A 14,530-nucleotide genomic window follows, 5' to 3' on the forward strand; every position below is an offset into this window, starting at 1 on the left:
CATTTCTAAAATTTGCTATTGCTTTCTTTTTTAATAACATAAAAGCAGAGACAATTATGAAACTATTCTTTTGGTTTGAATGTTATCTTTCCGTAAGAAACCATAGGAAAATTTAGCGAATTATGAGTCTACAAGTTGATAGTGTCGTCAAAGAGATCGGAAATTATGAAGGTAATTTTCATAAGGACGTGATGGAAGGTTTAAATACTTATCCCAAGAAATTATATTCAAAATATTTTTATGATCCTATCGGCGACCGGCTTTTTCAGGACATTATGCAGATGCCGGATTATTACCTGACAGACTGTGAACTCGAAATTTTTAGCACAAAGACATCGGAAATGGCTGAGCTCATCTCTTCCGACGATTCTGCTTTCGACCTCATTGAACTGGGGGCTGGTGATGCGCTTAAATCAAGTCATTTATTAAGACATCTTAGTAAAAATGATATCGATTATTCCTACATGCCAATAGATATATCAGGCAATATCCTTAAGGTATTGTGTGAAAAATTATCCAAAGAAATTCCAAATTTAGAGACTTTTCCTTTAGAGGGTGAATATTTTGAGATGCTGAATGAGGCAATGAAAATATCCGACCGTCGAAAAGTAGTCTTATTTTTAGGGGGCAACATTGGTAACATGGATATGGAAGAAGCACAACTGTTTTGTGCTGAAATTCGTCGCAGATTGAGTCCCGGCGATATATTTATTATTGGTTTTGACTTAAAAAAAAATCCTCACACCATTCTCTCTGCATATAATGATAAATCTGGAATTACTTCGGCATTCAATATTAATTTGCTTAGTCGTATAAATCGGGAACTCGGCGCAAACTTCGATACGCAATATTTTCAGCATTATCAGACTTATGATCCTATTTCTGGCGCTTGTAGAAGCTTTCTGGTTAGTTTAACTAATCAATATGTACACATTAAAGGAGATTCTATTTTTTTTAAGGAAAATGAATTGATTGACATGGAAATTTCACAGAAATATTCGCTTGAAGAAATTCAACGTCTTTCTTCTTTGGCAGGATTTGAACTGTTGGTAAATTTGAATGATGACAAAGGTTGGTTTGTAGATTCCATTTGGATGGTAGCGTAATTATAATCTTTTATGAAAAATATAAATTTAGCAGTTAGCGTATTGCCAGAAAAAGAAGTGTTAAATGCCAGATATCTTACAGTAAGAGGCTATTCCGAAGAAATCTGCCAGCCATTGGAAATTGAAGACTATGTAGTTCAGCCAATGGTTGATGTTAGTCCACCAAAATGGCATCTTGGGCATACTACATGGTTTTTTGAAACCTTTATATTGATTCCTCACCTACCAAATTACCAAGTTTTTGATAAGGAATACAACTTTGTTTTCAACAGCTATTACGAAACCATAGGTTCGCGGGTGATTCGAACGGACCGAGGTAATCTTAGCAGGCCATCAGTAGCAGACATCTATAATTACCGACGATACGTTGATAGGTATATGATCGAATTTTTGAATGGAGGATTTTTGACGCAAAATCTTATTGATATTTTTGTTTTAGGTTTAAATCACGAGCAGCAACACCAAGAGTTGCTACTCACTGATATAAAATATATATTGGGGCATAATCCTCTTTTTCCTCCCTATAGCAAAGAAAATAAAACAGCTGAATGCATTAATTATGAGAGGGAGTATGTTAGATTTGAGGCCGGAATTTATGAAATTGGATTCGAGGGACAGGGTTTCTGTTTTGATAACGAACTGGGAAGACATAAGGTCTACCTAGATGATTTCGAAATTGAAAATACCTTGGTCACAAATAAACAGTATCTTGATTTCATAGAGGCTGGGGGATATTTAGACTTTCAATTTTGGCATGCGGAAGGATGGGATTGGGTGAAAAAACATCAAGCAAAAGCGCCTTTATATTGGCATATGATTGATGGGAAGTGGATGAACTATACCCTCAACGGGTTGACAGATATCGACTTAGAAGACGCGGTTTGCCACATTAATTTTTATGAAGCTGCTGCGTATGCATCTTGGAGAGGTGTGCGACTCCCGACAGAGGCGGAATGGGAAGTTGCAGCCGACCACATTAGGTGGGGAGAACGTTGGGAATGGACAAGTTCCGCTTATCTTCCTTATCCGAAATTTAAAAAAGAGGCGGGTGCGGTAGGTGAATATAATGGCAAATTTATGATTAATCAAATGGTGTTAAGGGGAGCTTCTATCGCTACACCAAAGGGCCATAGCCGTAAGACTTACAGAAACTTTTTTCAAACCGCACATCAGTGGCAGTTTACAGGAATTAGATTAGCCAGGTAATATGGTCGAGATCGACTCAGTATCCAAATCATTTAACGGTAAGGCGGCCGTTGACGACATCTCAATAGAAGTGAGAGCGGGTGAAGTTCTTGTTATTTTGGGTACCAGTGGTTGTGGTAAAACCACTACTTTAAGAATGATTAATAGGCTGATTGAACCCGATAAGGGCAAGATTTTTATCCGAGGTAAAGATATATCCAAACGGCGGCCGGAAGATTTGCGTAGAGAAATTGGTTTCGTAATGCAGCATGCTGGCCTTTTCCCCCATTACACCATAGCCAAAAATATTGCTGTTGTTCCAGAATTGCTGAACTGGCAAAAGAATAAAATTAAGGATCGCACGGTTGAGCTTCTTGGCAAATTAAATTTAGGAGAGGATCTGTTAAAGCTCTACCCACATCAATTGAGCGGAGGGCAACAACAGCGCGTAGGTATAGCAAGGGCGTTAATAGCCAATTCTCCTATACTGTTGATGGATGAACCCTTCTCGGCACTGGATAACATGACTAGAAGTGGCATCCATGCCGAATTCAAACTGTTGGAAGAGATCCGAAGCAAAACTATTGTCTTGGTTACACATGATGTGCCTGAAGCTTTTGAACTTGGACATCGTATCTGTTTGATAGATGAGGGAAAGATTGTACAGATTGGCACGCCTAAAGAGCTACTGTATCGTCCAGCAAATGAATTTGTGTTTGATTTTTTTTTAGAAAATCGCTTGCTGTTGGAGTATAAAGTAACGATCCTACATGAATTAAAAGGAATTATAGTCTTGGATCATTTCATCAATACCTATGGTTTTTCTGAAAACACAGACCTATGGCGTGTTTTACAGGTATTAAGCGCACGTGCGGATGCCATATTAGACTATGAAAAAATATTGGTTGCATTCAACACGTATAGAAAACAGCAGGTGGTATGACGGAACAAACTCTTTGGCAATTCGTACTTGAGCAGCGGGAAAAGTTATTGATACAGGTCTGGCAGCATTTAGAACTTACATTTTTATCTTTGACATTTGCCATTCTTATTGGAGTACCTTTGGGCATATTGATTTCGAGGAAAAAGAAATTTGCTGCTATTGTTTTAGCTTTTGCAGGGATTTTACAGACTGTTCCTAGTATTGCATTGCTGGGGTTTCTTATTCCAATCCTAGGTATTGGTCCAATTCCAGCTATTGTTGCACTTCTTATTTATGCACTTTTACCCATTATTAGGAATACTTATACCGGAATTATTAGTGTAGACCATAGTATCTCGGAATCGGCGAAAGCTATGGGTATGACGGATTGGCAAATACTATTCAAAGTTCAACTTCCACTGGCGATACCGGTGATTGTCGCCGGAGTTCGGACAGCCGCAGTGATCAATGTAGGCGTCGCCACCTTAGCATCATTCGTTGCGGCCGGCGGATTGGGTGAATTTATCTTTGGCGGTATATCACTCAATAATTCCAATATGATCTTAGCGGGAGCTATTCCCGCTGCTTTATTGGCGATACTTTTAGATAAAGGTATTGGATTGCTACAAAATGCTTTCGCTAACTTCAGACTTTTGCTCATCTTTATTTTGCCTAGCTTTCTTCTTATTCTTGCTATCATCTATATAAGAACAAACAATGTTAATCAGCAGATAAAGGCTGGTTTTACACCCGAATTTATGGGACGCCAAGATGGTTACTTAGGTCTCCGCAATGTTTATGGGCTACAGATAAAGCCACTTATCATTAGCGATGCGATTATGTATAAAGCCGTTTTTGAAAAGGATATCGATCTTATTAGTGGATATTCAACTGACGGTCGCGTCAAAGCTTATGATTTGCTTGCATTGGAAGATAACAGGAAGATTTTTCCGCCCTACTTTGCCGCACCGATTGTAAAGGTAGAGACGCTCAAGAAATTTCCACAATTGGAAGGGGCAATAAATCTATTGGCAGAGAAGTTTACTGATTCGGTGATGATTAGCCTTAACTATAGGGCTGATTTCCTAAAGCAAACTCCTGAAAGTATTGCCAAGGACTTTTTAGTGCAAAACAAACTCTATAGACCATCACGCCGAGGTCAGGCTGGCACTATCAGGATAGGTTCTAAAATTTTTGGGGAACAATACATTTTGTCGGCCATTTATAAAATTCTCCTTGAAGGGTATACCGATTATAAAGTGGAGACAAAGACAGGGCTCGGCGGAACCAAAATTTGCTTTGATGCTTTGATACATGACGCCATAGACTTTTACGTGGAGTATACAGGGACAGGGCTTCTGGTATTACTGAAACCGGAGCAACAAATTATATCCCATGTGTCCAAAGATCCTGCTGACACCTATAGCTATGTAAAGGATGAATTTGAGAATAAATTTGGCATTACTTGGTTAAAACCTCTTGGTTTTAATAATTCATATGCTCTAATGATGCGGCGTTCTCAAGCTGAACAAAATCAAATCCGAAGTATTAGCGACCTAAAAAAATACGAACAACTTAATAAGTAATTCCAGCATTTATTTTAAAATGTAAATAATTGAAACTATCAATGCTTTAGCATTGTTTCAAGAACATCGCAATAAAGCTTATTGTGGGATAAATTATATGACATAGCTATGAAAATTTTATTATGGAGAGGATTGATCAACAAATCCTGGGAGCATTGCTCCGTTGACGAAAGGGATAGCGGTTTCAAAATAGCTTCTGAAATTGTTGGGAACTACGAAGGCGAAACTTATATGGTAAATTATTTGATCAATACAGATAATCAATGGGATATACAGGATTTCGAAATTCGATGCGACATTCAAGGTGAAATTAAACGATTTTATGGGCAAAAAAATGGTTTAGATTGGCTAATCAATGGACAGATTGAACCGTGTTTTGCAGGATTTAATTATATCGATATCTCAATAACCCCATTGACAAACACGTTGCCTATAAAAAGACTCGCGCTTAATGTCAATGAATCAAAAGATATCAATGTTATTTATATCGATATCTTGAACGGATCAATTAAGCCTGTTAGAGAACGGTACACAAAAATTTCCAAAGACCACTACCGATACGAAAACTTGGAGTCAACATTTGCGTCGGCTATCCTTATTGATCGAAATGGTATAGTAAAAACCTACCCAGGTCATTTTGAGTTAGTGGCTTAACATCGTGTAATTGAATGATAATTGAGTCGCATTGTTTTCTATTGAGAGCATGTGGTGAATTTATTTTATATTTCTACAGGTTCGAACTATTTCCTTGTTAAGCTTGTTGATAAATTAAATGAAAAATATTATTATGTTATCTAATTATAAAAACGTTATCGGGCTCTCTTTATGGGGCATATTGTTGATAAGCTTTGTTTTTAATGGTTGCCGGGACCGAAACACTAAAAATCAGCCGGCAGAAAAAGAAGTCTCCACAATGAAGGAGCAGGCTGAGAATACAGATTTTACACTGGCGTTTCTGAATGCTCTCTTCTACGAGGAGGATTTTGAGCCCTCTTTAAAATCCCAATTGCAACTTAGTGAAAGGCAGATTGGTGATTTAAAGGTAGCAGCGACTACAGCTGTTGAAAAACTTAGCGAGGAGGATGAACCTTCCAGTAAATCATTTAAAGAAACTATAAACGAGGCCACGACTCAAATTGTAAAGATACTCGGTAATCAAAAGGCTGCTCAATTCTTTCATTTTCTAACTGCACGTTATGCTGATGGAGAGGATACGCTACCAATTGAGCCAAATCATATTCCTGAAGACACGCGTATTATTGTAAATGGACCAGCTTTTCGAATGGATGTATTTCAGCAGGGCAAATTAGTTAAGACCTACAGTATTGCTATTGGATATCCCGAGTTCCCGTTGCCTACTGGCGTGCGTAAAGCGACCAACATCATATTTAATCCTACATGGACACCTCCGGATGAGCCTTGGGTGAAAGGTAAGGTTAGTCCGGGCGAGAAAGTCCCTGCCGGAAGTAAACTAAATCCTCTTGGCCCCATTAAAATTCCCATTGGTATGCCGTCTTTGATTCATGGCGGAAAAGATGTATCCAAATTGGGAGCGTTTGCTTCTCATGGTTGTGTTGGTCTTACGGACGGTCAGGTGCAGGATTTCACAAAATTTTTGTCCTTAGTAGCAGGAAATCCGATATCAGCAGAGACAATCGCTAATTACGAAAAAAAGGATACAAAAACTGAAACTGTAAAATTAAAGCAACCTGTATTAGTAGAACTTCGATATGAAACCATTGTTGCTCAGGATGGGGGGCTGCATATCTTTCGGGATGTTTATGAGCGTGGTACAAATACCATTGAAAATGCGACCCGCGTGCTTAATAAATACAATATCAAGCTAGAGCAGCTCAGTGAGCAAGAACGCACTAGCTTAACGACAGGTTTAGAAGATATGAATCAGGATGCACGAGGTAATAAAATAGCCGGCATTGACAACCCGGAATCTTCTTCAACAGGCGATAGTTCCAAAGAACGAGCCGCTGATAAGGAAAGCCGAAAAGACAAAGGCCAAGTAACGAGAAAGGTAATTGGTCAAAAAGAAATCATCGTTAGAATTGCAGCATTGAAAGGTAAAGGTTATCCACTTCCTGTAGACATGAATTCAGGGAAATAGAGAAATTCTTATTGCTTATTCGAACCCCATGAAACTTTATGCTACAAGTATCATGGGGTTATTTACATAGTTTTTTATTTAATTTTGACAAGTTCTACACGTCTGTTTTTAGACCTGTTGTCTTCTGAGTCGTTAGCGACTAAAGGACGGTCTGCACCGTAGCCCTTTGCTGATAATCGGGATTTATCAATTTTCTGAGCAATGAGTGCATCCATCACAGCTTTTGCACGATCATTAGAAAGCTTTTTGTTGTGTGCAGCATCACCAATATTGTCAGTGTGCCCTTCTATTGCTATTTTTAATGAGGGATCATTTTTTAGCGCCTCGGCAATCTGAATGACCAAATCTATTCCAGCCGTAGTAATACTTGATTTATCCGTATCGAATGTAATATAAACAATCGATTTACCTGTTTCAGAGAGATCTTTTGTGATTTCATCTGCTGTAATTTTTTTTATCGTTTGTTTGAAATCGTTCTCTTGAAGAATATTGAGCTTGGCTCCAGCATTGGTGCACGTATATTGAATAAATATATTACCTTGATCTTTAGTTTTAATAACATAAACTCTGATTTGTTCATCAGCATATCCGATGTCCCCTTCATCACCTTTGTGTGGATCCTGTTTATTGTACCGATCATACTCTTCCCTTGTAATGGTGCCATCAAAAACTTTTACAGCGCCGATAGAGGCTAAATAATCCTCCATGCTTTTTTCAAAATAGCGCTGTGAAAATTGAGTGCCTTGCTCATTTGTTATATTTGCTTTATAGAGTCTACCTTCGAATGGCTTCATAACTCCATTGACGGCAAAATAGCAAACATCAAAGTCTTTTTTAATGGGCTGATTCATTTCCTTGTAACCTTTTGGCGGAGTAAAAAACGGGAACACACCGATATCACTTTCTGAGTACGGGATACTTGCAAGATCAAAGCTTGTTGTTGTGTCAATTTTTGTAGGCGCTTCGTCAATCGTTTTCTCCTGTGGAGCTGGCGGCGGGGTATTTTCTTTTACTTGTTGGGTGCATGAGGCAACTGCCCATGCTGATGTCAATAAAAGTATTGTGCTTTTCATATTTTCTTTTTTTGTAGCTGTGGCAAATTTTATGCCTAAACCGTTGACATATTTGTCAATTGGATTGAAATGCAGAGCAATTCTTTTTCTTTTACGCAGCTCCTATTGAAGTCTTTAGGAAGCTGCAGTAGTAAAGTTGTTGAAGCATTTTAGTATAAATTCCTATTATTATGGAATCCGTTTAAGCTCGTTTCTTGTTCATGGTTTTCACTCTCTCTTTTCTCAAACAGTAAAAATAAATAGCAATAAAAATCATCACGTAGAGGTTTGACTGTTGCTAAAGTAAATGGAGACAAGGTAATTTATATTAAAAGATTTGGCTATCGTGATTTCGCCAATAAATTGGCTGAAAATTTATATTTTTAGCTCCTCAACCTTATATAGTATAGTTAAGTCAACAAAGATAACCCGCACACAAAAACTAATGGATAAAAGCACAAAAATTATTATCTTTATTTTCTGTCTCTTCAAACTGACACTTCATATCATTGCGGATATACATTCAGGATTTCAGGGAGATGAGCTACTGCATATAGCAACCGGAAACCATCTCGCATTTGGTTACATGGAATTTCCTCCAGTTATAGCGGTTTTGGCATTTTTCCAAAACTTATTTCACGTCCAATCGATCTTTGTTCATCATATTTTTTCGCATTTGGCTATGCTTCTCATCGTGATTTATCTCGGTAAAATAGTTTTCGAACTTGGAGGGGGGAGCGTGGCGACTGCTATAACCTTATCGTGCTTATTGATATCACCTGGCCTTGGTGGATCACAGCAATCTTTTCAGCCGGTTGTATTTAGCCAATTTTTTTGGTTGATTTCATTTTATCAGTTGGTAAGGTTCGTAAAATATAAAGACAGAAGATATCTTTGGTATTTAACGGTGTTTATTTCTGTTGCCTTTCTAACAAAATATGATGCGCTATTTTTTTTAGTTGGCAGTTTGGGACTGCTATTATTTAGGAATATTCGAAAAGCTTTAATCGCAGCTAAATACTGGCAATTTATTGTCGTTGCTCTTCTCATACTTTTACCAAATATGGTATGGCAATACGTACATGACTTTCCAGCTTTGCATATGTTTGATAGACTTTACCTGACGCAATTGGATGATCTTACTTTCACTGAAGTAGTATCTGGTCTCTTTTTAGATATCAACCCGATTACATCTATCATGCTACTTCCTACATTTATTTTCATTTTAGGAGGTCAAAAAATGAAACATCATTACCGGCCCTTAGCGACTTCAATTTTATTTTCTGTTCTATTTTTAGCGTATTCTAAAGGCAAAGCCTATTACTTTTTCCCGATTGTTCTAACATTATTGCCATTTGTGGGTGTTTTTTTTGAGCGTATCATTATGCCCCAAAGAAGGTGGTTGTTATATCCATTAGGTTTTATTCTATTATTAGGAAGTATGTTGATTCCTTTTGGTCTACCCATTTATTCTTATGTCCACTATATAGATACTATTCACAAATACCTTCCTAAAAACGTGAAAAATGGCAAGGAGGTTCTTCCTATGCAAGAATACATTACAAAGCAAAAGTGGGAAAGTACTATGCAGGAGTTACGATCCGTTTATGACAGTTTGCCTGCAAATGAACAGTCGAACTGTCTCATTTGGGGTAAACATTATTCTCAGGCTGGCGCTATCGAGCTGATGAAGAGTACATACAGGCTTCCGAATGCCTTTTGCTACCACGGTAGTTTCTACAGTTGGGCACCATTTGGACAAATGCCAAAAACTGTAATAGCCATTTGTTACAACGATACCAGCGAAGAGTTTTTTTATCCTTTTTTTGAAGAAATCATTCCTGTGAAAAAGTTATATAGTCCATATGCCAGTAACGAAGGATGGGTGCTACAGACGATTTATATCTGCAAAAAACCTAAACAAAACTTTGACAAATTGAAAGATCTTTTTGCCACGAGAATATTTGAATAAGCAAACCTATAGATAGGGATGTTATATTTTTTCCAACAATCATTTGTCGATAAATTTAAATCCTCTTTAATTTTCAAAACCGTATTGTCACAATCTCAAATAGCGATGGCCATTCTGCTATTTCTGATTATGATCACGTCACTGTTATTTTCTTATCCCAAAATAACACTAGAAAATTTTTTTTTATTTAAATTTAGCTGAATCCAGGTAAGACAACTAATAATCTCGGGCAATGCATACTTCGTATCTACACCTTTTAACATCTAAAAAGGATATTAAGTGTTATTTTTTTATAGCTATTTTTCTTTTATGTACTAATTTGAATCAGCTTTTTGCGCAGAAAACAACTGCTCCATTAAAAGAGAAAATTGAACGAATAATTTCAACGAAGGATATGAGGGTGGGCGTTTCAATTTTAGCAAATAATGGTCAGGATAGCATTTCAATAAACGCTGAAGGGCATTATCCTTTACAAAGTGTTTTTAAACTGCATATTGCTCTCGCAGTGCTCTCAGAAATAGACAAAGGTAAGTTGTCATTAAACAAAAAGATAAAAGTCACTGAAAAGGAACTTCTCCCTGACTTTTGGAGCCCGCTTAGAGACGAACATCCAAAAGGGGGAGATTTTACAATAAAAAAACTAATTCAATATTCTGTTTCTCAAAGCGATAATGTGGCTTGTGATGTGCTAATTCGCTTGTTAGGCGAACCAAAAACTGTAGAGGACTATTTCAAGAAAAACCATATTATTAATAATTTTGAAATTAACTATACCGAAGAGGAAATGCAGTCTAAATGGGAAAATATGTTTCAAAATTGGACAACAGCTAACGCTGCAAGTGAGCTTTTGATGAAATTCTATACTAATGGAAATAATCTACTATCCCAGCAGAGTTATGATTTTATTTGGAAAACTTTGAGAGAAACAAATACTGGTGAAGACAGACTGAAGGGAGCTTTACCAAAAGGAACGGTAGTAGCGCACAAGACAGGATATTCTGGCAAAAACAGCGAAGGAATTACTGCCGCTTTTAACGATATCGGAATAGTGTTTCTGCCTAATGGTAAGTATTTTATTATCAGTGTTTTTGTGGCGGATTCTAAAGAGAGCAATGAAGTTAATGCACAAATGATTTCAGCTATATCAAAGGCGACTTGGGATTTCTATTGGGAGAAATAAATTGGAGTGTACGAAATTAATGTTAAATTAAACCTATTTTTAGGAGAATGGCTAGGAAATAGATGGATGTTATTCTTGTGCTAAGAAATGAAAAAATCAGCTGTAAGCCAATATGTTATCGATAAATTTTCTCATTTTAATTTGAATGAGGAGGAACTTTTTGAACTTAACAAGATTTTAATCTTTAAAAGATTTCGTCGAAAAGAAATTATTTTTTCATATGGCGAACGCGTCACTACAATCGCTTTAATTATTGAGGGCGCTGTATATTCAAGTATCCTACAGCCGGATGGTTCCACCCGTATTACCAGTTTGCATTATCCTTCATCTCTGGGAGAAATAATTTTTAATTTTGAAGATTACCTTCAGGATCGACCATCTAAGAAAGATTATCGGGTACAGGATGACTGTTTGCTATTGATGCTGGATATTCCAGCAGTTAAACGTCTGTATGAGCAATTTCCAAGATTTTATCAATTAGAACTAATGATTATTCAACCAAATTTCGTCACCGCCTTGAAAAATATCGAGATTCTACAATCAAAAAATGCAGCAGATAAAATAAAACTACTAAAATTTCATGCGCCCGAAGTATTTAAATTATTTCCTTATGGTCATATCGCATCATATCTTGGAATACATCGAAATACGTTCAACAATGTTATATCAATTTTATAACTAGTATACTATAAAATGCACAATTTTGTGCATTTTTTTAACGCTATTGTGATGTTAATTTGCTTCATGATTTGTAAAATGACTGAAAACAGTATTGGTATCGCAGTGGCAGATGATTCGCCAATTCATAGAAAGCTCATTTCTATTATTTTAAAAAGGGATCCACGTTTCCATCTTCTTGGCGTTTTTAATAACGGGAGCGATTTAATTTTGGCAACCGATCAAATGGATCTCAAACCAAGTGTATATTTTCTTGACATTTTGATGCCTATTAAGAACGGAGCTCAAACTACTATTCTGCTGAAAGAGCTGAATCCGAATGCTTTAATTTTTGGATACAGTAGCCTGTTTAGCAGCCCAATGGTGGACCAGATGTATAATAATGGTGCGAAGAAGGTATACCAAAAAGGGGAAGAATCTCTTCAGCTAATTTTCGATGAAATATACAAATTCTGTATCTTAGAGTTTGCAGAATGATGCCTACCTTACGGCAGTATCAATAAAAAAAAATACGATAATTATACTTAGTCTAGAAAGAAGTATTTGTTGATTGGTCGTGTCCTACCAGATTATATAACCGTCCAATGCGGAGAGGTTGAAATTAAATTTTGCAAAAAATGAATGTTAATAAATATGTAAAGGTTTATATGAATTTAATAGATCCAAAAGCGTATATTCTAAACTTGACGAATGGCGCAGACCGAGATAATAGGGGTGGTTTCAATAATAGCTTTTATCATTTCATTGCATTTATTTTGGTGTTAGTACCGTTAAACTTATTTTCTCAAAATATTGTTAGTAAAAAAAAATACACTTATCAGATTAGAGAAGAGATTGGGGATTTAAATAATGACGGTAAAATGGATAAAATTACCGTTAATATGGATACAGCCGATGATTCGCAACCGTTGAGATTACAAATCTTGCTATCAGGGCATCATGGAAAGTTAACCATAGCATTAACTTCAGATCAAGCTATTGAACCGCAATATCCAGTCGAAAACCAAAGAAAGTACAATGGTTTTCAAGTGCCCGATTTTATTATTGAAAAAGGAATTTTAAAAATGTGGCAAGAAATTAAAGGTGGAAATATAACCTATCACTTCAAATACAATAGAGGTAATTTCGAATTGATTTATGTTGAAAAACTTACTAGTGATATCGCCAACAGCTATTTTGACGAAAACACGATATTTACTGAAACTAAATTTGATCTCATACGTGGAATCAGAACCGAAACAGATGAGCACTTTGGATCAGGCAAAGTACTTAGTGTACGAAAGAAGACAGTTTTGATAAGGCCTTTGCCAAGATTGCAGGATTTCAAATTTTCCGATAAGAATCGATATTGAGGATTGCTCGTTATTTCCCAAATAATTCGACATGTGGAGTGGTTTTTCTTTTGTTTTAGCCGTGATCAGGTAGTTGCATGTTATTTTAAGATATACTGTAAATAATCGAAACTTTTGTATGAAGGCCAGCGTTACATTAAGTAGCATTGAAATATTGATCATTGAAATATTACATATTCGAATAAACTATGCGATTATTACATTGTTAATGATGCAAATTTAAGAGCAAAGCAAAATTAATTTTAGAAATATAAAAGATTGGAAAATAAAGATCCTTTACCACAGATAAACCATCGATTTGCGTCAAGAGTATGGATAGCCACCGGCATCATATCATTGATAGTCATCGCCCTCCTGCTATCTTGGAAAGCCAACCAGGTTTTCTTGTATACTTTAGCTGGTGCCATCATTGCAATATACTTTCATGGATTTGCAGGTTTAATTGCCCGAAAAACAAAAATACACCCAAAATGGTCACTTCCACTATCTATCATTTTGTCGATCAGCTTTTTATTCGGAACTTTTTTTCTAATTGGAGCCCGCGTAACAGGGGAGGTGGTTCAGTTTACCAAAGAAGTTCCTAGTCTAATTGAAGATACTAAAAACTTCATCGAAGGCAATAGTAACATAAAATTGATTTATGAAAAAATAGCTTCTTCTAAAATAGTCGAGAAAGCGTCACTATTATTTGGTGGATTTTTTAATAGTACAGTCGGCGTTTTTGGAGATATCTATATTGTGCTATTTATTGGAGTGTTTTTCACTGCGGCTCCCGACCAATATAAGACTGGAATTGTAAAGCTTCTTCCAGCCGATATGCGTTCTCAAGGCAATAATTTGATAGAAAAAATTGTAAAAAATCTCAGGTCTTGGTTAAAGGGAATGCTATTCTCAATGTTTGTTGTGTTTGTACTTACGAGCATTGGACTTGCTATTTTGGGTATAGATTTGTGGCTAGTATTAGCTCTTATTGCAGGGCTATTAAGTTTCATACCCAACTTTGGTCCGATTATATCTATTATTCCAGCAGCTCTTGTTGCCCTTTCAAATTCCCCATCTGCTGCTTTGTGGGTGATTGTGCTTTATTGTTTTGTTCAGTTGGTAGAAAGCAATTTTATTACACCCTTGGTGCAACAGGAATTGATTAAAACGCCCCCGGCGTTAATTATCATTTCGCAAGTCTTTGTCGGGATCTGGCTTGGAGCGTGGGGTGTTATACTTGCTACACCAATATTGGTCATTGTTATGGTGTTGGTACAAGAACTTTATATTAAAAAGCAGGATCAAAAGCAGTCACTTGCTAAATATTAAGTCCGTCTCCACATAATTATAGCAGTACTATTGCTATCGACTAACTTTGGTAATTCAGGCAAGGTAC

The 14,530-nt window shown here is 36.6% G+C and carries 13 protein-coding genes; 12 read left to right on the plus strand and 1 reads right to left on the minus strand.

Going from position 1 to position 14,530, the window contains the following annotated elements:
• Window positions 1-122 precede the first annotated feature (122 nt).
• The 6 genes from VXM68_RS13895 to VXM68_RS13920 all read left to right on the plus strand — a co-directional run bounded on the left by VXM68_RS13895 (window position 123) and on the right by VXM68_RS13920 (window position 6,918).
• A complete protein-coding gene (locus tag VXM68_RS13895; protein ID WP_293957835.1) occupies window positions 123-1,106 on the plus strand; it encodes an L-histidine N(alpha)-methyltransferase in 984 nt (327 codons plus the stop codon).
• 12 nt (window positions 1,107-1,118) lie between these two features.
• Complete coding sequence (gene egtB, locus VXM68_RS13900) at window positions 1,119-2,312, plus strand: ergothioneine biosynthesis protein EgtB (RefSeq protein ID WP_293957837.1); 1,194 nt, start codon at window positions 1,119-1,121, stop codon at window positions 2,310-2,312.
• Window position 2,313: 1 nt separating this feature from the next.
• On the plus strand, window positions 2,314-3,234 hold the full coding sequence (locus VXM68_RS13905; RefSeq protein WP_367209037.1) for an ABC transporter ATP-binding protein: 921 nt from the start codon (window positions 2,314-2,316) through the stop codon (window positions 3,232-3,234).
• The gene (locus VXM68_RS13910; protein WP_367209039.1) at window positions 3,231-4,799 is read left to right on the plus strand and encodes an ABC transporter permease/substrate-binding protein; all 1,569 of its coding nucleotides are present in this window, start codon (window positions 3,231-3,233) and stop codon (window positions 4,797-4,799) included. Before VXM68_RS13905 ends, VXM68_RS13910 begins: the two co-directional genes overlap by 4 nt.
• 108 nt (window positions 4,800-4,907) lie before the next feature.
• The gene (locus tag VXM68_RS13915) at window positions 4,908-5,453 is read left to right on the plus strand and encodes a putative glycolipid-binding domain-containing protein (protein WP_367209041.1); all 546 of its coding nucleotides are present in this window, start codon (window positions 4,908-4,910) and stop codon (window positions 5,451-5,453) included.
• Between the two features lie 118 nt (window positions 5,454-5,571).
• Window positions 5,572-6,918 carry a L,D-transpeptidase gene (locus VXM68_RS13920; RefSeq protein WP_367209042.1) on the plus strand — a complete coding sequence of 449 codons (1,347 nt, stop codon included), beginning with the start codon at window positions 5,572-5,574 and terminating at the stop codon, window positions 6,916-6,918.
• Window positions 6,919-6,992: 74 nt separating this feature from the next.
• Here the strand turns inward: VXM68_RS13920 and VXM68_RS13925 are convergent, their stop codons facing one another.
• Window positions 6,993-7,991: an OmpA family protein gene (locus tag VXM68_RS13925; RefSeq protein WP_367209043.1), complete on the minus strand. Its 999-nt coding sequence runs from the start codon at window positions 7,989-7,991 to the stop codon at window positions 6,993-6,995.
• A 424-nt stretch (window positions 7,992-8,415) separates the two neighbouring features.
• Here VXM68_RS13925 and VXM68_RS13930 point away from each other — a divergent pair, with 424 nt between their 5' ends.
• The 6 genes from VXM68_RS13930 to VXM68_RS13955 all read left to right on the plus strand — a co-directional run bounded on the left by VXM68_RS13930 (window position 8,416) and on the right by VXM68_RS13955 (window position 14,463).
• Window positions 8,416-9,942: an ArnT family glycosyltransferase gene (locus VXM68_RS13930; RefSeq protein ID WP_367209044.1), complete on the plus strand. Its 1,527-nt coding sequence runs from the start codon at window positions 8,416-8,418 to the stop codon at window positions 9,940-9,942.
• Window positions 9,943-10,174: 232 nt separating this feature from the next.
• Window positions 10,175-11,122, plus strand: coding sequence for a class A beta-lactamase, subclass A2 (bla, locus tag VXM68_RS13935; RefSeq protein ID WP_367209046.1), 948 nt, complete (start codon window positions 10,175-10,177; stop codon window positions 11,120-11,122).
• A gap of 87 nt (window positions 11,123-11,209) precedes the next feature.
• Window positions 11,210-11,800: a Crp/Fnr family transcriptional regulator gene (locus VXM68_RS13940; RefSeq protein ID WP_294184379.1), complete on the plus strand. Its 591-nt coding sequence runs from the start codon at window positions 11,210-11,212 to the stop codon at window positions 11,798-11,800.
• 78 nt (window positions 11,801-11,878) lie between these two features.
• Window positions 11,879-12,277, plus strand: a complete 399-nt coding sequence (locus VXM68_RS13945) for a response regulator (protein WP_294184377.1) — start codon at window positions 11,879-11,881, stop codon at window positions 12,275-12,277.
• A 140-nt stretch (window positions 12,278-12,417) separates the two neighbouring features.
• A complete protein-coding gene (locus VXM68_RS13950) occupies window positions 12,418-13,152 on the plus strand; it encodes a hypothetical protein (protein ID WP_367209047.1) in 735 nt (244 codons plus the stop codon).
• A gap of 258 nt (window positions 13,153-13,410) precedes the next feature.
• Window positions 13,411-14,463, plus strand: coding sequence for an AI-2E family transporter (locus VXM68_RS13955; RefSeq protein ID WP_294184374.1), 1,053 nt, complete (start codon window positions 13,411-13,413; stop codon window positions 14,461-14,463).
• Window positions 14,464-14,530 lie beyond the last annotated feature (67 nt).

The sequence above is a fragment of the Sphingobacterium sp. R2 genome, assembly GCF_040760075.1.
GTDB lineage: Bacteria > Bacteroidota > Bacteroidia > Sphingobacteriales > Sphingobacteriaceae > Sphingobacterium.